Source organism: Vibrio coralliirubri (genome assembly GCF_024347375.1).
Taxonomy (GTDB): domain Bacteria; phylum Pseudomonadota; class Gammaproteobacteria; order Enterobacterales; family Vibrionaceae; genus Vibrio; species Vibrio coralliirubri.
On sequence record NZ_AP025470.1, the window covers coordinates 2,337,772 to 2,358,939 of the forward strand.

Sequence of the window (21,168 nt, forward strand, 5' to 3'; positions counted from 1 at the left end):
TATACGACATTTATTTTCCATCAATAATTAAGTTTCAGACATAAAAAAACGGGAGCCAATGGCTCCCGTTTCTTAACTTACTTTAACTCGCGATTCTAGCTTCTAAGAGCTATGGTTTCTTAGAACTATAACTTCTTAGAGATAAGCGCAGAGCCAGCAATGATACCAATACCTAGTAGCATGATTGCACCTTTACCGCTGTCGAAGCCAGAAGAGATACCCATGAACGCTACGATAGCGATAGCTACTGGGATGATGTACTTAACTAGTGTGTACCATAGACCGAATAGAGGGAAAGATACTTCACCGTCGTTAGTGATTTCTTTCTCAAGGTCTGCACGGTTTAGTCTCCAACCAGCGAAGATACATACCAACATACCGCCAACGGCTAGGAAGATCTTATCAGTTAGTAGGTCGAAGATATCGAATGCGCCAGTACCGAACAGTGTAGGACCGAAGCCACCAAGTGATAGAGAAGCGAAGATACATAGAATCGCCATTACTACACTTGCAGACAGTACTGCAGTCACACGCTTCATGCCTTTCTCATCGATTAGGTAAGAAACCACAACTTCTAGTAGAGATACTGAAGAAGTCAGTGCCGCAACACTTAGACCAACGAAGAACATAAGAGCGAATAGAAGACCAACTACGCCGCCCATTTCAGCGAATAGCTGAGGTACAACAACGAATACTAGACCAGGACCAGCTGCAGGTTCCATACCGAATGCGAACATTGCAGGGAACATTGCAACACCAGCTAGGATAGCAACACCTGTATCCATTGCCGTAACCATAGCCGTAGTTTGAACTAGGTTCTCTTTCTTCTTAAGGTAAGAACCGTAAGTCAACATACAACCCATACCAAGAGATAGTGAGAAGAATGCTTGACCTAGTGCAGCTAGGATTACACCGCTATCTACTTTAGAGAAGTCAGGGCTGAATAGAAATTCAAGACCAGCCATCGCGCCCGGAAGCATGATGCCTTTGATTGATACCACGATAAGGATAATGAAAAGAAGTGGCATCAGGATCTTACCTGCTTTCTCAATACCACCAGAGATACCCTTCATAACAATAACAATGTTAAGTAGTAGGTATAGGCCCATCCACATAAGTGGTTGAACTGGGTTTGAGATAAAGCCACCGAAGCTGTCACCGATTGCTTCAGGTGCATCTAGTAGACCACCCGCAATCTTACCGATGTATGCGATAGACCAGCCACCTACTACAGGGTAGAAACCCATGATAAGTAGACCACTGACTACGCCGATAACACCAGCGAACGTCCAACGACGGTCAGTTGATTTAAATGCACCTACTGCTGATTTTTGCGTATGACGGCCAATCGCAAATTCAGTCAGCATTACACTGAAACCGATAAAGATTACAAAAAACAGGTAAATTGCAACGAATGCACCGCCGCCACTTTCGCCTGCTGTGTAAGGGAATTTCCAAATGTTACCTAGACCAACAGCAGAACCTGCTGCAGCCATTACGAATCCTAACTTCGAACCCCAGGTATCGCGGGGTGTTGTGGTTGTATTACTAGTAGCCACGTGTACTCCAAACTTTTGTGTTATGTGATGTTGTGTTTTGCTTTGGGTGGCGTCTTTAAAAGATAAGGCGTATAAAAAAATTTACACACCTAAAAGATTTGATTGACGCTCGTTATCTGGCAAGTAAACCAGTTTAAGAATAAAATTGGAAGCCCGAACCGTACATATTTCGTTACCAATGTAAATTTTTATGGTTAAATGCCGCCTTTTCATACAAAACAATCGTTTTCGTCTTAAGTTAACCAAAACTTAACAACTATAACCTGTTTACAGCTTTAGCTCTAATTTGTAAATAGTTGATTCCTTAAATTCCCATATCCGCAAAATAGCATTATTATCTAAGTGTCTCTTTTTTCGAGTATTCAATGTGGAAAAGCTCTACCATTTTTTAACTTTAGCTTCTGTCGCTTTGTACTGGGTACTTGTAGCCGGTGTGACTTTCCGTGTCGTGCTAAAACGACGCTCTGTCAGCGTTTCTCTCGCGTGGTTGATGGTTATCTACATTATCCCAATTGTAGGTGTCGCTTGTTACTTCCTTTTTGGAGAGCTAAACCTAGGTAGAAAGAGGGCTGAGCGCGCTCACCGCATGTTTACTCCGTTTGGCGATTGGTTCCGAAAACTAGATGATTGTCAGCTCCACCTGCCAGGAAAGGTCGGCTCCCCAATCCATAAAATCGATGAGCTTTGTAATAATCGAATGGGCATTCCTGCACTCAGCGGAAACACACTTTCACTGCAAGCCTCCCCTAATGAGATCTTACACGCAATAATTGAAGATATAGAAAATGCCCAAACCAGTATCAAGATGGTTTTCTATATTTGGCACCCTGGAGGCTTAACGGATTCGGTTGCTTCCGCACTCATTCGAGCTGCGAAACGTGGCGTGGATGTTAAAGTCTTACTCGATTCTGCAGGTAGCCCACGCTTTTTCAAAAGCCACTGGCGTTCAATGATGAAAGACGCCGGTGTACAAGTTGTACAAGCACTAGAGGTTAGCCCTTGGCGTATTTTAATACGCCGCCTAGATCTAAGACAGCACCGTAAGATCATCGTCATTGATGAAACCATTGCCTATACCGGTTCAATGAACATGGTTGACCCTGCTCACTTCAAACAGAGCTCAGGTGTGGGTCAGTGGATTGACGTAATGGTTCGCGTAACTGGCCCTACCGTAAATGTACTGTCGGCCATTCATGGTTGGGATTGGGAAGTGGAAACAGGTGAACGCATCCTTCCTGATTTGCCAGAGTGTCCGGTTGAAGAGGTAATGACGCATCATCCAGTTCAGGTAGTACCATCAGGCCCGGGCATGCCGGAATATTTGATCCTACAAGTTCTGACCATTGCGATTAATCAGGCAAACCATTCAGTTCGTATCACAACACCCTACTTCGTACCGAGTGCCGATTTATTAGAAACACTCAAAATGACAGCGCAACGTGGTGTCAACGTAGAATTAATAATCCCACATAACAACGATTCACTAATGGTTAAGTGGGCTTCGCGCGCTTTCTATACGGAGTTACTTGAAGCTGGCGTGAAGATTTACGAGTTTTACGGTGGGCTTCTTCACACCAAGTCAGTAGTGATTGATGAAGAGTTTTGTTTAATCGGAACGGTCAATATCGACATGCGCAGTTTATGGCTTAACTTCGAAGTGACGCTAGCCGTTGACGATGTGCACTTCACTCAGCAGCTATCTGAACTTCAGCAATCTTACATCGAGTCATCGCACCCAGTAGAACTCGAGCAGTGGGAGCAGAGGAATCTGCGTAACCGCTTCTTTGAAAGGTTGTTCTATCTGTTCAATCCACTGCTGTAATCCAATCAATAACTCCATGCAGACTCATCTCTCGCTGCCTATCTTATTTTTAACCTTTCACGATAAACGACGTGAAAGGTTAAAAAGCAAAAGAAAAGCATAAAAACTCCCGGTTCACTCTTGCTTTGAAGGCTATTGGCATGTTTTAAATAGGATATAACCGATTGATAAGGAATTCACAGCATGTCCGAGAACAAAACCACTAAGCTGATCACTGCAGGTCGTGATAAGAAGTGGACCAATGGTGTCGTTAACCCACCAGTACAGCGCGCTTCAACTGTCGTGTTCAACTCAGTAGAAGAAAAGCGCAAGGCTACGATTAATCGCGCTAACAAGACGCTTTTTTACGGACGTCGTGGAACCAACACTCATTTCGCTTTCCAAGATGCTATGGTTGAAGTGGAAGGCGGCGCTGGCTGTGCGCTATACCCTTGTGGTACGGCGGCCATTTCTAATGCCATCCTCTCTTTTGTAGAAACAGGTGACCATATTCTGATGGTCGACACCTGCTACGAACCGACCCGTGATTTCTGTGACACCATCATGAAAAAGATGGGAGTCGAGACAACTTACTACGAGCCAACGATTGGTGAAGGCATCCAAGACCTTATTAAGCCAAACACTAAGGTTCTGTTTACCGAGTCTCCAGGTTCAGTCACCATGGAAGTTCAAGACATTCCAACGCTCGCGCGTGTTGCTCATGAACATGACATCATCGTTATGTTAGACAACACATGGGCAGCCGGTGTGAACTTCTCACCGTTTGACTTCGGTGTTGATATATCTATCCAAGCAGCGACTAAGTACATCGTTGGTCACTCTGATGTGATGCTAGGGACAGCGGTAGCCAATGAAAAATGTTGGAACCAACTGAGAGAACAGAGCTACCTGATGGGTCAATGTGTTTCGCCAGATGACGCTTACCTCGGTCTACGTGGTATTCGTACTCTTGATGTTCGTCTACGCCAACATGCAGAGAGCAGCTTGAAAGTCGCAAAATGGTTAGAGACTCGTCCTGAGGTTGACCATGTTCGTCACCCAGCACTTGAGTCTTGCCCAGGCCATGAGTTCTTTAAACGAGATTTTACGGGCGGCAATGGCTTGTTCTCTTTTGTGCTGAAGAACTCAAATACAAAAGCGACCACAGCTCTACTTAATGGGATGACGCACTTTAGTATGGGTTACTCATGGGGCGGCTTTGAGAGCTTGATTCTAGCGAACGAACCGAACAGCTTTGATAGCCTAAGAACAGTAGCGAACCCTAACTTCGAAGGTACCTTGATTCGCGTTCATATCGGTTTAGAAGACGTTGATGATCTGATTTCAGACCTAGAAGCAGGGTTAGAACGTTATAACGCCCTCGTTTAATTTAAAGCGTTAACAAACTCAGACCAAAAAGGCAGGATATTCCTGCCTTTTTCAGATTAGCGTATTAGACACATAGCTTTAAAAAGCTACTGAACGTTAAAACACGCCCAATTGAATATTTCAGTTCGATGTTCATTGAACATATACAAAGACTGATCCTTCACTGCAATAGCGTAGTCAATCGTCACCCCTTTATACTCACTGTAATCCTGATTAATAACAGGATCATGAAAAGGCGTTGCGGTTCTCACATCTAGAATGCTCATCGACAGATTGTTTCCATCCAACCCGTAGTAGCCGGAATAAAGGTTTTCCATTGTACTCTCGTTACCGTCTTGTTCAGTAATCGTCACAAACTCTCTAATGCTAAAAGTATGGTCAGACTGAAAAGTAAGGCTTATGCGCTCGTACAGTGCTTGATATGGTTGGAATGCCTGAGATAAGAAATCCGTTTTGATCGTTTTACAGTGCCATCGAGTGCCTGCTAATTCATTTTGCTCTAACAAGAAGCTCGAAGCGGCGATTGCACAAAGAATGAGTAAGCCAATTAGTCGCAAAAGTAACTCCTCTTTTCCATGTGCTGAGCAAACGAATCAAAAGACGACGCTACATTGAAAATAGAAGCCCTGTAATTCAACGCTTCGCCATCCTTCTTTTGAACCAACATGTATAACGTATCATTTTCAGGTTGGTCTACAGACGGATAGATACGGACAAAAACATCAACGTTGCAGTGGCTAGGTATCGCATCCGTTAGCTTTTGAGTGATCGCAGGCAACGAATAGGATTCATTATGCGCAATATGGAAAAAGTAGTGATTGGTATTATCTGTGTAGCTGTCGCGATATTCGGCTTTATCAACAAAATAAGGCAGTGGCGTATAATAGGTTTGGAAAAGGTTGAACGCCGTTACGACAACACAAATCAATGCGACTAAATAGCCCGCTTTAACAAGGTGCGTATTGCTTTTTGAATTTAAAGGTTCTAATTCAGCTGAGTTCAGTTCTTGGTTGGAAGACGTCTTAAGACCTGAACCAGTGACTGCTGCCGCGTTAACGTCTGTAGAGATTTCAGTCGTAGCCAACACTTCTGGCTCGACAGGCGAAGAGTTTGTTTTAGATACCTTGTCAGTCACTTGAGAAGGCACAGTTTCAGTTTTGCTAGGCTTTATCGACTCATCGATTTCAAGTGAATAGCCCGTTTTACTGACCGTGCGAATCGTCGCACAGCCACAAGTCACTCGTGATAGCGTTTTTCTAATCTTAGATATCACGTTAGTGAGCGCTTGCTCTGAGACTATCACATTGCCCCAGCACCTATCAAATATCAGGCCTCGTTCAACACACTCACCAACATTTTCAAGTAAGAACAGAAACACCTTACCTTCTATCGGCGCGATAGTTTCTACGTGGCCATCTTCACGCACAAACTGCCTAAGCAAGGGATCATAAAGAGCATCACAGATTTGGTAGCTTTGTTGTTTCACTATCGTCTTCTAGGTTTGAATTTGGTCGCATATGATATTGAATAGTTTATAAATGACCAGTAAATTTTCCTATATTAACGCAATTATTTTTCGACGATAAATAACACTTTTATTTGTGCGGACAACCTACGATATGGTCATTAACCATGCCTGTCGCTTGCATGAACGCGTAACAGATTGTTTCCCCTACAAACTTAAAGCCTCTCTTCTTCAAAAACTTACTCATCGCTTTAGATTGTTCGGTAGAAGCGGGAACTTGAGACATCTCGGTCCATTGATTCACGATCACTTCATTGTCGACGAATTGCCATAAGGCATTTGAAAGAGAGCCAAACTCTTTCTGTAATTCAAGCGTTGCTCGCGCATTGTTGTATACCGAAGCGATCTTACCCTTGTGTTTAACCACATCGAAGTTTTCAATGATGTGCGGCACGTTGTCTTCATTCAACTCAGCTAGCTTGTTTAGATCGTAATTATCGAACGCGGCACGATACCCTTTACGCTTTTTCAGGATCGTAATCCAACTCAGGCCCGCCTGAGCGCCTTCTAAAGTAATGAACTCAAACAGAACTTGGTCATCATAAACAGGCACGCCCCACTCTGCGTCGTGGTACTCCTTTTCAAGCTCATGTTTAAGCGCCCATGCACACGTTCTATATGATGTATTTACGTCCATTTTTTGTATTCTCTTTTTATCAATCGGTATATAAAAATAATGCCCCAATTAGGGGCATTATTTCAAAGGTCAGTTGACGTTAAGCCACTTCAATTTTATGGAATAGACGATACAACACAGGTACTACGATTAGCGTGAGTACAGTCGCAAAGCCCAAACCAAACATGATGGTTACTGCCATTGGTTTAAAGAATATATCCGGTAGTAGAGGGATCATACCTAGAATGGTGGTGATCGCCGCCATACATACCGGTCGAACACGGCTCAGTGCCGCATCAACAACCGCTACATACGGATCTTTACCGGACTTCATCTCAATCTCAATTTGATCAAGCAGTACGATACCGTTCTTCAGAAGCATTCCAGATAGACTCAAGAAGCCCAACAATGCCATAAAGCCGAATGGTGTATTCAAGGCTAACAAGCCTGTCGTTACACCTATTAAGGCGAGTGGCACCGTTAACCAAACAATCAGAGGCTCTTTCACCGAGTTAAACAAGAATACAGTGATTAAGAACATGAACAAGTAACCCAGAGGCATGGTTGTGAACAGTGACGCCTGTGCATCTGCTGACGACTCATATTCACCCCCCCATTCCAATGAGTAACCCGGCGGCATCTCAATCGCTTCAATCTGTGGTTGTAAACGTTTCTGTAGAGTTGAGGCCGTCTCTTCACCCAATAGATCAGGATCCGCCATTACCGTCAGCATACGCTTACGGTTCTTACGGATGATCAGTGGATCTTCCCATTCTAGCTCGTAACCCAACGTTACTTGTTGAAGTGGGATGTATTCACTTAATGCTGGGCTCCAGATCTTCATGCCTTCGATGTTACGAATATCGACACGCTCATCTTCAGGTAAACGAGCCACAATCGGCATCAACGTTGTACCATCACGATACACACCAATCGACTTACCAGAGAAAGACATTGCTAGGAAATCATCAACGTCAGATTTGGTAATACCATAACGACGCGCTTGGCTTTCATTGAACTGAGGCTCTAATACCTTAGTTCTTTCACGCCAATCGTGACGAACGTTAAATGCACCTTCATCAGCACGCATGATATCCATCACTTGAGCAGCGATTGAACGTAAAACCGTTGGATCAGAACCCACAATTCGAGCTTCAATTTTCGCACCGCCACCAGGACCTAATTCAATCTGTTTCAGCTTGTAATCAATCTCAGGGAACTGGCTACCCACATGCTCACGGAAACGTTTCATTAGCCCTTCAAGCACTTCATAACTTTTCACACGAACCGTTATCTCGCCGTAAGCGCTATAACTTTTCTCAGGTGAGTAAGTCAGCATGAAACGTTGCAGGCCTTTACCCGCCGTTGTCGTGATATGTTCAACTTCGTCCTGCTCTGCTAACCAACTCTCAAGCACTTTAAGCTTGGTATTGGTCGCTCGAATATCGGTACCTTCTGGCATCCACACATCCACTTGGAACATAGGTGTAGTTGAAGACGGGAAGAAGGCTTGCTTAACGAAACCAAAACCGTACACACTCGCGCCTAAACCAATAATCAGAACAAACATGGTCAGCCAAGCACGTTTCATACAGAACTCAAGGAAGTTTTTGTAGATAACAAAAACCATCCCGTTGTATGGGTCCTTACCTTCGTTATCTGGGTCGACCTTCTGACCTTTAAAGAACATGTCAGCAAAGAACGGCGTGAGCGAGATGGCAGTAAACCAACTCAACATCAAGGAGATCAGTAGCACCGTGAACAAGGTGCCACAGTATTCGCCTGTTGAGTCTTCAGATAAACCAATTGGAGCAAACGCAGTCACCGCAATAACCGTCGCACCAAGTAGCGGCCATTTGGTTTGGGTTACGATATCGGTGGCGGCCTGCATCCGGGTTCGCCCCTTCTGCGTGCCGATCAATATCCCTTCCACCACCACAATGGCGTTATCCACCAGCATCCCCAAGGCGATAACCAACGCGCCCAGTGAAATACGTTGTAGGTCGATCTTGAAGTACTGCATGAAAATGAAGGTACCGAAAACGGTCAACAACAATATCAAGCCGATCAACAATCCCGAGCGTAGTCCCATGAAGAACAGTAACACTACGATTACGATAGCAACCGCTTGTCCTAAGCTCACCACAAATCCGCTTACCGACTTGTCTACCTCTTTGGGTTGGTTATAAACCTCGGAGATATCGATACCGACGGGTTGTTGATATTTTAGTTCGGCCAGTCTTCGGTCAAACGCTTCACCAACCGCTACCACGTTCACGCCTTGCGCAAAAGAGACACCAAGGTTAAGTGCGAGCTTGCCGTTATAGCCAATGATGTTACTTGGAACTTCAACATAACCACGAGTGACATTCGCCACATCTTTTAGATAGATAAGCCCTTGAGCGCCACCTTCTGTCAGAATCAAATCACCAAGTTGTTCAACATTCTGGAACTCACCCGTTGGATGGATTCGAATGTATTCGTCGCCAATTCTGACCGCACCAGCACTTGATACAATATTTTGAGTCGATAAAAGGTTGAATACTGTGCTTGGAGACAGACCCAGAGAGCTTATTCGTTTCATCGATATCTCAATGAACACTTGCTCTTGTTGTTGGCCGGAAACGGAGACTTTACTGACTCCATCGACCAACTCGAGCTCTCGCCTTAGGTAATCAATGTAATCGAGCAACTCTTTATAGCTGTAACCATCCCCCGTCACCGCCAGCAAAATACCGTAAACGTCACCGAAGTCATCGATGACTTGAGGGTCATTGACCCCGGGTGGCAGCTCCACCTTGAGATCATTCACTTTTCGGCGAAGTTCATCCCAAATTTGCGGAAGATCGTCTGGGCCGTAGTTATTCTTCATCGTCACCGTTACCTGAGACAGGCCACGGCTTGAAATAGAGTTCACTTCGTCTACATAGGTAAGCTGTTGAATCGCTTTCTCTAGTGGGTAAGTAACTTCTTCTTCCACCTGCTGAGGCGTTGCCCCTGGGTATGAAGTCACGACCATTGCATCTTTGATGGTAAAGGCAGGATCTTCTAAACGACCCAGACCGAAGAACGCAGAAACACCACCAATAAGAAAGATCAGAGATAGCATCCAGCTAATGACTTTGTTACGTATAAAGTAAGAAGCAACACCTGTGATCTGATCATCACCCTGTTGATCGTCATTTTGAGGCTTGTTATTTACTTCACTCATTGTTCGTCTCCTGAGACAATACTTCCACTGTCATCCCATCTCGCAATCGCGATACGCCTGCAACAACGACATGCTGCCCCATTTCCAGTCCTTTCATGACCTGCAATGTTTTCTGATTTGCTTTTCCTAATACGACTTGCTGTTTCGAAACGGTATTGTCGTCATTAAGCACCCATACATAAGAGTTTTGACGCGTTAAATCATCACCATCGGCATTAAATACCGCTTCAATTGGAATCAACACACCGACTTTTAGCTCTAAGCCGATTTCTCGCCCATTTGAAGTCACCTCAACCGCCATACCGTCCAGAATCAAGTCATCCTCAGGCATAGGCAAAGCAAGCGTCACCGTAAATGTGCCCGTACTTGGATCCGGTTCTGTTGTGAACTCCTTAATACCTGCCGTGTATTCATTGCCACTCGGCACTCTAACCACAGCCTCAACGTTCGATAGCAGTTGTTCACTCGGTTGATTGACGTAGATTTGGTCAGGCAGTTGAATAACGACTTCAACATCTTCGACACTGTGGATGTTCACTACTTGTTGGCCTACCTGAATATTTTCATATTGGTCGACACTGACACGAGAAATGATCCCATCAACAGGTGCACGAAGCATGGTGAACGATAAGCGCAGTTTCGCCAGTTCCAACTCGGCATAAGCAATCTGGCGTTGAGCGGCAATTTCATCGAATTGCGACTTAGCCAATAAGCCTTTCTTCACTAGCGGACTCGAACGTCGGTATTGGCTATTGATTACCGTGTAACGCGCTTGAGCATTGTCCACATCCAATTGATAATCGGTTGGGTCAAGCTCGGCAATGATGTCTCCTTTAGAAACACGTTCACCTTCTTTCACATCTAGCTTGAAGATTTCACCAGCCACTCGGAAACTAAGGTGAGCTTTCTCAGCAGCGTTTGCTACCGCGGGGAAATAGAGTTTGTCGCTAAAATCGATGACTGAAATCTCGATAGCTTTAACCAAGGGCTTGTTATTCACTTCTACAGCTTGCTTATCTTCACAAGCCGTCAGTAAGGCTAAACACGACAGGCCAGCGGCCACTTTAAGTGCTTTCATGTTATAGCCCCCTTTCCTTGATCCACTCTCGAACTTTAATGCCCGATTCAAGACCATTGACGCCAGAAGTCACAATGCGATCGCCATCGTTCAATCCAGAGACGATATGACGTTTTTCATCGATGACAATGGCAACATTTTCAACAATGCCGTCGCTATTCACACGCCACACAGAGACATCATCTCCATCGGTCATCATTGCTGACGTTGGAATTTTGGTGGCGGCAGCTAACGATGAAACGAGATTTACCGAGCCAGACATACCGGGCAAAATACCCACATCGATTGGTCTTTCCATTACCATGGTAACCTTGTACGAACCTGTTTTCGGGTCGGCTTCGGTATCCACTTCTTGGAAGGTTAGAACATAAGAGTTTTCAGGAAATGCATCAAAAACCATGGTTGCATCTGTCTCGAACCCTGAAGAAAAGCGCGTAATAAGTTGGTCGGGTAATAAGAAAACGACTTTAAGAATTTGATTGGTCTGAATATTCATCACGCCTTGTTTAGCCGCAATGTATTCATGGTTTTCCGCCGGAATAATGGAAATTGTTCCATCGTAAGGCGCAACAAGAGTGGTATAGCGAAGGTTTGCTTTGGCTTGATTAAGCATCGCTTTAGCAGAATTGTGATTGGCTTTCGCTTGATCGAAATCTTGCTCAGATACGACTCGATCTTTACGTAGCTTAATCGAACGTTGGTATTGAACGTCAGCAAGCTTAAAATTGGCTCTTGCTTGCTTCTCTAACAGCTGATATTCGTCAGGATTGAGCGTTGCAAGCCCTTCACCTTTACTCACCTTTTGACCAGATGTGACATCGATAGTCTGAAGTAGCCCTGGAACACGAAATGCCAGTACGGCTTTGTCACCCGCTTCAGTGGTGGCAGGAAAGCTACGTTCAAAGGCATTACTACCGACGGAAACGGTGAAGAGTTTGGCGGGTCTAGAATCAGGTTCAGGTACGGGAGGAAGCTCCTTACCACACCCAGACAACCCAGCTAAGGCTGTCAATAGGACAACGGAGGCTCTATACATTGGTGATCATCCATATCTATAAATATTTTTATAACATAGATTAATCACATGTAACTTACCAGTTATCGTAAGATTTATTTAGACAAAATTATTAAAAAAAATAACGGCTTGGAATAAATTTTCCTAAACCGTTATCGAATCTTTTTTAGACTTATCGCTACATGTTCTTAAATGCGCGGTCGACTTTGAAAGTATCGGAGGTCACATAAGCTTCCATGTTGCGGACACTGGTCTCTAACTTCTGGAAATCACCCTCTAAAGTGCCCAGTAACGACTCTGCCGTTTGCCCTTTTTCCCAAGGCTTTTGTTTGAGTGTGTGCTCTTGCTTGGCTTTCATCTCATCAACATAGTGAGGTGGTTGTTTTTCAAGCATAAATGTCAAAGCTAAATACGCTAATAACACCAGAAAGCTACCACCAAGCAGTGCCGCAGAGATAACTAAGATGCGAACCAACCACACTTCAAGGCCAAAGTAGTTCGCTAACCCTGCACACACACCAGACAATTTGCCGTTAATCGTGTCGCGATACAGTTCTCTACTCATAGTTTCGTCTCCAGTTAGGCGACTCCGCATCCAGTATTTTTTCTAGCGTTTTCACTCGGTCTTGCATAGATTCGGCTTGTGCAGAAAGCTTATGCAGACGTTGAAGATCCGTTTCAGAAAGACCATTGCTGGATTTCTTCTTGCTGCGGTAATGTAAGAATAACCATAGCGGCGCCACGAAGATTAAAAAGACAATCAGTGGACCTGCAATTAGAAATGTTGACATAGACAACTCCTAAATTATTTATCGCGGTTTTCAACTTGTTGCTTCAGTTTCGCTAGCTCTTTTTCTATTTCATCTTGAGCTTGTAGCTCGGCAAATTCTTGGTCTAAAGATTTTGCGTTGCCAGTCTTAGCGTAAACGTCCGCTTCAGCTTCTAATTCATCCACTTTACGCGAGAATTGCTCAAACTTCGCCATTGCTTCGTTGGTTTTGCTTGAATGCAGATGTTTTTGAACATCACGACGATTGCTCGCTGCATTATTACGAATCATTAATGCTTGTTGCTTTGCGCGAGTTTCTGCAATTTTGGTTTCAAGCTTGCCGATCTCACTGGTTAGCTTTTCGATGGTTTCATGAACCAAAGTTTGCTCGGTGTGAAGGCTCTTGATGATGTCTTCCAGTTTTTGCTTTTCTATTAGCGCCGCTCTTGCCAGATCTTCACGTTGCTTAGTCAGTGCGAGTGTCGCTTTGTTTTGCCAATCTAGAATCTGAGTTTCGATAGCTTCAACTTTACGTGCTAGCTCTTTCTTGTCTGCGATTGCTTTTGCTGAGTTAGTACGAACCTCAACCAGCGTATCTTCCATTTCTTGGATAATCAGGCGAATCATCTTTTCAGGATCTTCAGCCTTATCTAATAGTGCACTGATGTTTGAATTTACAATGTCTGCAAAGCGAGAAAAAATACCCATGAGGAACTCCTTAATTACAATGATGGCAAATGCGTTTCAAATCGTTGTGCGACTTTATCGATCCACTTGCTCAAAAATTTACGTTTGTTGTTAAACCTACCATAAGTGATCCAAGTAGCGTGCCAACTTTTAAGCCATTTATTATCAGTTACTTACAATAAAATGGTGATTAACCTGAACCATGCTATGATGAATTTAGCCAAGTATTGGTATTTTTCACCACTACGGCTCTTACATGACTATCTCCAGCGATTAATTCATACAAGGACCCGCTATGCAGCAGAACCTCATTGGTGAATCACCTAGCTTTCTCTCTGTGTTAGATAAAGTTTCCCAACTCGCACCAATAGAAAGACCCATTCTAATCATTGGCGAACGTGGCACAGGTAAAGAGTTGATCGCACAAAGATTGCATTACCTTTCAAGACGCTGGGATCAACCTTTGATTTCATTGAACTGCTCAACCCTCAGTGAAGGTTTGATTGATTCAGAACTGTTTGGTCATGAATCGGGATCCTTTACGGGTTCGAAAGGTCGTCATCAAGGTCGCTTTGAAAGAGCAGAAGGAGGAACACTGTTTCTGGATGAGCTGGCGACCACTCCCCTTGCGGTTCAAGAGAAGCTATTGCGCGTTATTGAATACGGGCAATATGAACGTGTCGGTGGTCAAAAGGCGCTAAGTGCCAATGTAAGACTGGTGTGTGCAACCAATGCCGACTTGCCAGACATGGCATTAAAGGGCGAATTCAGGGCTGACCTATTAGATAGACTGGCGTTTGACGTCATTACTATCCCTCCTTTGCGTGAGCGAAAAGAAGACATCATGCTACTGGCCGAGTACTACGCCATTAAGATGTGTCGTGAATTGGAATTGGAGTTGTTCGTTGGCTTTGCCCCTTCTGCCGTTGAATCGCTTTTAGATTATTCTTGGCCAGGGAATGTACGAGAGCTCAAAAACGTTATTGAGCGAGCTATCTATCAGCACGGAAAAGACCCATATCCTATTGAATATTTGGTGTTTAACCCATTTAAGCCCGCATGGAAAACAGAGCAAGATTCCTCTCCTGAAACTGGCAATGAGCCATCTAACAGCCATACTTCATCAGAGAGCTCGTTTTCTTTGCCGCTTGATTACAAAGCATGGCAAGAACAACAAGACATCAAGCTACTCAACCAAGCCCTAAAACAGAGCAAATATAACCAGAAACAAGCCGCAGAATTACTTGGGTTAACCTACAACCAATTACGTGGAATGGTGAGGAAGTACGCGATTGTCGGACAAGCTAACGATAAATAGCTGTCCACACTTGATTATTATTTGGAGCCGAATAAATAAAATGTTAAATTGTCCGGATCTTGAGGCTCCTCTAACGCCTCGTTTCGAAAAGTATTTCTTTTTATGAAAGCACTAATAAGACTATCACTGAGCATCTGCACGCTGAGCTTTCTCGCTGGATGTGGTGAGAGTGTGAATCACGAGCAAATCCGTGAAAAAGGCTTCATTTATTGCGGCCAAGGTAATCCTAGTACCTTCAACCCACAGCTGGTTGATAGTGGCATTACCGCAGAATCGCTGAGTCCTCAAATCTTCGATACACTGCTCACTCTTGATCCGATGACGTACCGACCAAAACAGAACTTGGCGACAAGTTGGTCTGTTGATAAATCAGGTACAGAATACACGTTCAAACTGCGCCCAAATGTTGCGTTCCAAACAACAGACTGGTTCACCCCAACTCGTAGCATGAATGCACAAGATGTGGTGTTTAGCTTTGAACGTGTCATTGATAGTTCAAACCCATTTCATTATGTGGGCGGCGGCTTATACCCGTGGTTTGCCGGAATCGACTTCAAGAACCTGATTGTCGATATCACCGCGGTTGACGACCTAACAGTGAAATTCCAATTAAGTCGCCCAGACAATTCATTTCTCAACAATATCGCCACCAGCTATGCAGTCATTCACTCTAAAGAGTATGCCAACAAGCTCATTGCAGCGGATGAGAAAAATCGAATCGATTCCAATCCAGTCGGCACTGGCCCTTTCTACTTGGATGAATACCAAATCAACGACCTAGTGCGCTTGAAAAAGAACAAGCACTACTGGAAGGGTCAAGTACAAATGGACCAAGTTGTGTTCGATACTTCGCAACGTGGAACAGGCACACTTGCTAAGCTTCTACGCAGTGAATGTGATGTGCTCAACTCACCAATTTCTAGCCAAATTCCTATTATTCAGGCTCATGAAGAGTTGAAGATTTCTGCCACTCCGGCGGTTAATGTCTCTTTCATTGCGCTGAATACTGAGCACCCTGCACTGCGTGACTCTCGAGTTCGTAAAGCGCTAAACTTAGCCATCAATCGTCAAAACATCCTTGATTCTGTGTATTACGGTACAGGAACCAAAGCCTACACCTTGCTTCCTCCGACTTCTTGGGCTCACCAAAAAGACAGCGTTCAAGTTCGCTACGACCGAAACTATGCGGTTGCGCTTCTCAAAGAAGCTGGCGTAGAGCCTGGGTTAGAGCTTTCAATGTGGGTACCACTAGAGCCACGCGCATACAATCCAAGTCCAAGAAAAACGGCAGAACTGATCCAAGCAAACTTGGCTGATATTGGTATTGAGTTGAAACTCTATACCGACGACCGATTTGACCGCACACAGTTGTCCTCTATTTCCTCAACAGACTTGTTGCTTACAGGCTGGATAGGCAATACCGGTGATCCAGACAACTTCTTGCGCCCGCTGCTCTCATGCAGCTCTGAGCGTGCAGGGTTAAACGTCTCGATGTGGTGTAATTCAGACTTTGATTTCCTTCTCGACTTAGCATTAGAAATCAATCAACAAAGGCACCGTGTGAACTTGTACCGACAAGCCCAAAACATTCTCAATGAAGAAGTTCCTGTGATTCCTCTGGCTCATGGCGTGCAATTTCGCGTGCACGATCGTTCGCTAACAGGCTTTAAAGCAAGTCCTTTCAATGCCCAACCTTTTGATCAAGTCAGAAGAGAGGTGCAGTAATGTTTTGGTATACATTAAGACGTGTAAACTTATTCGTTATTACGCTAGGGATTCTGACCTTAGTGGGTTTTTCCCTGCTTCGATTAGACCAAACCTCCCCATGGGCAATTCAAGATTTTTGGCCCGGTTGGATTAGCTATATCACTGAATTATCGACGCTAAACTTCGGCCTAAGTAAACACGGTGTACCTATCATCGATGAATTAGTCGTGGTGTTCCCTGCAACGCTAGAGCTGTGCTTCTTTGCCTTTGTGTTGGCACTCATCATCGGTATCCCTTTCGGCACCATTGCTGGTATGAGACAGGGTAAGTTTGTTGATACCACCATATCGTTCACCTCAATGGCCGGTTACTCTGCACCGATATTTTGGGTCGCGTTGCTGATGATCATGGTGTTTTCACTGCACTTTGAAATGTTCCCCGTTGGTGGCCGATACGACCTACTTTACGAAATTGAACACGTGACTGGCTTCGCGATGATTGACGCCTTTTTTGCCGAAGGTCGCTACCGTGCGCACGCACTTCAAAGTGTTATCGAGCATATGGCGTTGCCTTGTCTTGTTTTAGCACTGGCGCCAACGACTCAGGTCATCCGATTGATGAGAGCTTCAGTGGCTGAAGTAATGACGCAAAACTACATCCGCGCTGCGCGAATTAAAGGTCTTTCAACAAGAGAGATCATCACGCAGCACGTGCTAAGAAACGCGATACCTCCGATTATTCCAAAGGTCGGCGTTCAACTATCGAGTATGTTAACGCTTGCTATTATTACCGAGTCTATCTTTAACTGGCCGGGCATTGGTCGTTGGTTGTTGGATGCCTTATCGAATCAAGATTACGTTTCAATTCAAGCAGGCGTAATTGTGGTAGCAACCTTGGTTTTGACCGCCAACATTATGTCCGATCTACTGGGCGCGATGATCAATCCACTGGTAAGGAAGGAATGGTATGCTAACAAATAACGTCTACCAAGAAGAACAGATTCCAACCCAGTTCGAACGTTTCTGGCGCAGCTTCCGCAGCAATAATCTAGCTATGTTTGGCTTGTGGTGTTTGGTGCTTATCATTCTGGTCACCGTCACTTCACCGTGGCTAGCCCCGCATGATGCACAAGAACAAACCGGCCACCTATTAACGCCGCCCTCTTGGGATCCAGCGGGAACGGTTGAATACTTTCTAGGTACGGATGACTTAGGCCGAGATATTCTCTCTCGCTTGATCATTGGCTCTCAGCTGACGTTTGGCGCCGCAGTGGTGATTACCTTTATCGCAGCCGTCATTGGTTGTCTGATTGGCGTACTTGCTGGTATGACTCGTGGATTGCTATCAAGTACGTTAAACCACCTGCTTGATACCGTTATGTCGATTCCATCTCTTCTGCTGGCGATTATCTTCGTGGCATTCCTTGGCTTTGGCGAGTTCAATATCTTGCTCGCCTTGTGTTTGGCACTGATTCCGCGCTTTATACGCTCGGTGTACATTGCCGTGCATGCTGAAGTAGAAAAAGACTATATTCTGGCTTCTCGCCTTGATGGTGCGAACGATTTTTACCTGCTATGGAACTCAATCCTTCCGAACATTCTTACCGTGATCGCACTTGAAGTTACGCTGGCACTGTCAGTTGCAATTCTTGATATCACGGCTTTAGGTTTCCTAGGGCTTGGCGCTCAAGCACCGAGTACCGAATGGGGCTCAATCTTGGGTGATTCGGTCGAATTGATTTACCTTGCGCCATGGACAGTAACCCTACCCGGCTTAGCAATTATGTTTACAGTGATCGTGATTAACCTCGTCGGTGAAGGTGTTCGCCAAGCGCTAAATGCAGGAATCGAATAATGCCGTTACTTGATATTCGACATCTAACTATCGAGATAGAGACCCCTCAAGGGATGGTTAAAGCGGTAGATCGAATGAGTATTACCCTCAATGAAGGGGAAATTCGTGGCTTAGTAGGTGAATCAGGCTCAGGTAAGAGCTTGGTTGCAAAAGCGATCGTCGGAGTATGTAAAGAAAACTGGAAGGTTTCTGCAGACCGAATGCGCTTAGGTAATATCGACCTACTGCAACTGACGCCGAAAGAAAGGCGCCGAGTGATCGCCCGCGATATCGCGATGATCTTCCAAGAGCCATCGACGTGTCTTGACCCTTCTGAAAAAGTAGGCAACCAGCTCGTTGAAGCGATCCCTTCTCATTCGTTTGAAGGTCGTTGGTGGCAACGATTTAAGTGGCGTAAGAAGCAAGCGATCGCGTTACTGCACAAAGTGGGCATCAAAGACCACTCTCGCCTAATGGACAGTTACTCTTATGAACTAACCGATGGTGAGTGTCAAAAAGTCATGATCGCAATGGCGATCGCTGCCAAGCCAAAAGTCTTGATTGCAGATGAGCCAACCAACGATTTAGATCCAATTACACAGTCTCAAATATTGCGTCTGTTGAGCCGTATGAACCAGATCAATAACACCACCATCGTGTTGATCGGCCATGACTTAACCACCATTACCCAATGGGCAACCCGCATTACCGTGATGTACTGTGGTCAATCTGTAGAATCTGCTGATACGCCGAAGTTGTTGGATGCACCCAAGCACCCATATACCGTTGCTCTGCTAAAAGCGATGCCAGACTTTAACGATTGGATTCCCCATAAAGAGAAGCTCCAGTCTTTGCCGGGGTCAATTCCACCGCTGCAACATCTTCCTATTGGTTGTCGATTAGGCCCTCGCTGTCCATACGCACAAAGGCAGTGTGTCGAGATCCCACATACTAAACGTATCAAGAACCATAAGTTTAACTGTCACTTCCCTCTGAATATGGAGAAGAAAAAGAAATCATGAGTGCATTATTAGAAGTCAGTGATTTGTCTAAAGACTTTACGACTCGCTCTGGTCTTTTCCGTAAAAAGATTCATCAGGCGGTGAAACCAGTAAGCTTTTCTCTTGAAGCAGGCCAGACAATTGGTTTTATCGGCCAGAATGGTTCTGGCAAATCAACATTAGCCAGAATGCTCGCAGGCATGGTCGAACCAACCGCTGGCGAGATCCGCGTGAATGGCGAAAAGCTAGAACACAAAGACTACTCGACTCGTTGTAAGCTGATTCGAATGATCTTCCAAGACCCGAATACGTCGCTTAACCCGCGCATTCAGATCGGTCGAATTCTTGAAGGTCCATTAAAGCGAAACACCAACATGCCACCAGAAGCCCGTATGCGTCGTGTGAAAGACACACTACTGCGCGTGGGCCTTCTACCAGAACATGCTTACTTCTACCCTCAGATGCTTGCTGCGGGCCAGAAACAAAGGGTTTGTTTGGCTCGCGCCTTAATACTTCAGCCATCCATCATTGTCGCTGATGAAGCGTTGAATGGTTTGGACATGGCAATGCGCTCGCAAATCATCAATCTGTTCTTAGAACTTCAAGAAGAGATGGGCGTATCGTTCGTTTATGTCTCTCAACACCTCGGTATTGTGAAGCACATTACCGACAAGATCATTGTCATGCACGAAGGCAATGTGGTTGAGAGTGGGGAAACAGATCAAGTGTTGACCAATCCAACTCACCAAATCACCCAAAGATTAGTTGAGAGCCATTTCTCCAAAGCGCCGAACCACTAACCTTTAATCACGCTAAATTCAGCAGAGGGGAAAAGTATGTATCGAACAGCTTCAATGCTTCCCCTCTTGTTGGTGCTGTTATCCTTTAACGCGACAAGCACACCGCTCACATGGCTAGATAGAAGCTTCGTCGAAACAGCCTTTTATAACGTCGCGCTTCAACACGAATACTCCCAAGGCAACAAACCGCTCGCCAAGTGGAAACAGCCGATCAAGATTTGGATCGATCATCGAGTTGGCGATGAGGAACTGCATAAAGAGCTCACAGAGCTTCATATCCAACACTTATCTGAAGTCACCCAACACCCGATAACAATCGTCAATAAAGAGTCCGAAGCGAACGTTAAATGGATATACACGAGGCAAAGCCAATGGATATCTGAGGCGAAATCGGTGCTTAAACTCAAATCCACTCAACATTTAAATAGCGCCATCTGTACGGCAGGTTATCGAACCAATTCTAAAGGTGAGATCGTTTACGCTGGGATTGTAATTCCCGTTGATCAGGCCAGATCGCGAGGTAAGCTGGTCGCCTGTATCGTGGAAGAGATCACACAGGTTCTCGGCCTGCCGAATGATTCAGATAAAGCCTACCCTTCTATTTTCAACGACCACACGCCAGAAGACTTATTATCGCCCTTAGACGTAGTGCTACTGCAACTGCTGTATGAACCAGAACTGAAAGCTGGAATGACAAAAACTGAAGTAAAACCTATCGTTAGAAAGATACTCAAGAGGTACAGTAAAACAGATGTACTTCAACAAGCTTCTAAAGCCGCACAGCAAGCGCCTTTGTATCAGTTGATTGGGTATTGACGAATATAAGTTGGAAGCAATTTAGATGGGATAATTGAATGAT

The 21,168-nt window shown here is 44.9% G+C and carries 19 protein-coding genes; 9 read left to right on the plus strand and 10 right to left on the minus strand.

Annotated elements, in window-relative coordinates; all coding sequences use genetic code 11:
• Window positions 1-125 precede the first annotated feature (125 nt).
• The gene (locus tag OCV20_RS10610; protein ID WP_082151314.1) at window positions 126-1,559 is read right to left on the minus strand and encodes a sodium-dependent transporter; all 1,434 of its coding nucleotides are present in this window, start codon (window positions 1,557-1,559) and stop codon (window positions 126-128) included.
• Between the two features lie 367 nt (window positions 1,560-1,926).
• On the opposite strand from OCV20_RS10610, the gene cls reads away from it, so the two are divergent.
• Together cls and OCV20_RS10620 are read left to right on the plus strand one after the other, a co-directional pair.
• Complete coding sequence (gene cls, locus OCV20_RS10615) at window positions 1,927-3,381, plus strand: cardiolipin synthase (RefSeq protein ID WP_048614466.1); 1,455 nt, start codon at window positions 1,927-1,929, stop codon at window positions 3,379-3,381.
• A 183-nt stretch (window positions 3,382-3,564) separates the two neighbouring features.
• On the plus strand, window positions 3,565-4,749 hold the full coding sequence (locus tag OCV20_RS10620; RefSeq protein WP_086773695.1) for a cystathionine beta-lyase: 1,185 nt from the start codon (window positions 3,565-3,567) through the stop codon (window positions 4,747-4,749).
• 86 nt (window positions 4,750-4,835) lie between these two features.
• Here the strand turns inward: OCV20_RS10620 and OCV20_RS10625 are convergent, their stop codons facing one another.
• The 9 genes from OCV20_RS10625 to pspA form a co-directional block, all read right to left on the minus strand.
• Window positions 4,836-5,306, minus strand: coding sequence for a hypothetical protein (locus tag OCV20_RS10625; protein WP_048614470.1), 471 nt, complete (start codon window positions 5,304-5,306; stop codon window positions 4,836-4,838).
• The gene (locus OCV20_RS10630) at window positions 5,297-6,235 is read right to left on the minus strand and encodes a winged helix-turn-helix domain-containing protein (protein ID WP_086773696.1); all 939 of its coding nucleotides are present in this window, start codon (window positions 6,233-6,235) and stop codon (window positions 5,297-5,299) included. The genes OCV20_RS10625 and OCV20_RS10630 overlap by 10 nt, the downstream gene beginning before the upstream one ends.
• A 109-nt stretch (window positions 6,236-6,344) precedes the next feature.
• A complete protein-coding gene (locus OCV20_RS10635) occupies window positions 6,345-6,911 on the minus strand; it encodes a DNA-3-methyladenine glycosylase I (protein WP_086773697.1) in 567 nt (188 codons plus the stop codon).
• A 79-nt stretch (window positions 6,912-6,990) separates the two neighbouring features.
• The gene (locus OCV20_RS10640; protein WP_048614475.1) at window positions 6,991-10,101 is read right to left on the minus strand and encodes an efflux RND transporter permease subunit; all 3,111 of its coding nucleotides are present in this window, start codon (window positions 10,099-10,101) and stop codon (window positions 6,991-6,993) included.
• Entirely contained in the window at window positions 10,094-11,179 is a 1,086-nt protein-coding gene (locus OCV20_RS10645; protein ID WP_086773698.1) for an efflux RND transporter periplasmic adaptor subunit, read from the minus strand. Before OCV20_RS10645 ends, OCV20_RS10640 begins: the two co-directional genes overlap by 8 nt.
• Window position 11,180: 1 nt before the next feature.
• Window positions 11,181-12,215 carry an efflux RND transporter periplasmic adaptor subunit gene (locus OCV20_RS10650; protein ID WP_086773699.1) on the minus strand — a complete coding sequence of 345 codons (1,035 nt, stop codon included), beginning with the start codon at window positions 12,213-12,215 and terminating at the stop codon, window positions 11,181-11,183.
• A 157-nt stretch (window positions 12,216-12,372) separates the two neighbouring features.
• Complete coding sequence (pspC, locus tag OCV20_RS10655; RefSeq protein WP_029405576.1) at window positions 12,373-12,759, minus strand: envelope stress response membrane protein PspC; 387 nt, start codon at window positions 12,757-12,759, stop codon at window positions 12,373-12,375.
• Window positions 12,752-12,985, minus strand: coding sequence for an envelope stress response membrane protein PspB (gene pspB, locus OCV20_RS10660; RefSeq protein WP_004734605.1), 234 nt, complete (start codon window positions 12,983-12,985; stop codon window positions 12,752-12,754). Before pspB ends, pspC begins: the two co-directional genes overlap by 8 nt.
• A gap of 14 nt (window positions 12,986-12,999) precedes the next feature.
• Window positions 13,000-13,671, minus strand: coding sequence for a phage shock protein PspA (gene pspA, locus OCV20_RS10665; protein WP_010440091.1), 672 nt, complete (start codon window positions 13,669-13,671; stop codon window positions 13,000-13,002).
• Window positions 13,672-13,945: 274 nt separating this feature from the next.
• Here pspA and pspF point away from each other — a divergent pair, with 274 nt between their 5' ends.
• The 7 genes from pspF to OCV20_RS10700 all read left to right on the plus strand — a co-directional run bounded on the left by pspF (window position 13,946) and on the right by OCV20_RS10700 (window position 21,125).
• Window positions 13,946-14,968, plus strand: a complete 1,023-nt coding sequence (gene pspF / locus OCV20_RS10670) for a phage shock protein operon transcriptional activator (protein WP_050621873.1) — start codon at window positions 13,946-13,948, stop codon at window positions 14,966-14,968.
• 102 nt (window positions 14,969-15,070) lie between these two features.
• Window positions 15,071-16,693, plus strand: a complete 1,623-nt coding sequence (sapA, locus tag OCV20_RS10675; protein ID WP_086773700.1) for an ABC transporter substrate-binding protein SapA — start codon at window positions 15,071-15,073, stop codon at window positions 16,691-16,693.
• Window positions 16,693-17,655 (plus strand): ABC transporter permease, encoded by a 963-nt coding sequence (locus tag OCV20_RS10680; protein WP_048614483.1) that lies wholly within the window; start codon window positions 16,693-16,695, stop codon window positions 17,653-17,655. Before sapA ends, OCV20_RS10680 begins: the two co-directional genes overlap by 1 nt.
• Window positions 17,642-18,529, plus strand: a complete 888-nt coding sequence (gene sapC, locus OCV20_RS10685; protein ID WP_017065331.1) for a putrescine export ABC transporter permease SapC — start codon at window positions 17,642-17,644, stop codon at window positions 18,527-18,529. Before OCV20_RS10680 ends, sapC begins: the two co-directional genes overlap by 14 nt.
• Window positions 18,529-19,530: a peptide ABC transporter ATP-binding protein gene (locus OCV20_RS10690; RefSeq protein WP_017060305.1), complete on the plus strand. Its 1,002-nt coding sequence runs from the start codon at window positions 18,529-18,531 to the stop codon at window positions 19,528-19,530. Before sapC ends, OCV20_RS10690 begins: the two co-directional genes overlap by 1 nt.
• Complete coding sequence (locus OCV20_RS10695; RefSeq protein ID WP_017060304.1) at window positions 19,527-20,309, plus strand: peptide ABC transporter ATP-binding protein; 783 nt, start codon at window positions 19,527-19,529, stop codon at window positions 20,307-20,309. Before OCV20_RS10690 ends, OCV20_RS10695 begins: the two co-directional genes overlap by 4 nt.
• Before the next feature lie 36 nt (window positions 20,310-20,345).
• On the plus strand, window positions 20,346-21,125 hold the full coding sequence (locus tag OCV20_RS10700; protein ID WP_086773702.1) for a DUF2927 domain-containing protein: 780 nt from the start codon (window positions 20,346-20,348) through the stop codon (window positions 21,123-21,125).
• Window positions 21,126-21,168 lie beyond the last annotated feature (43 nt).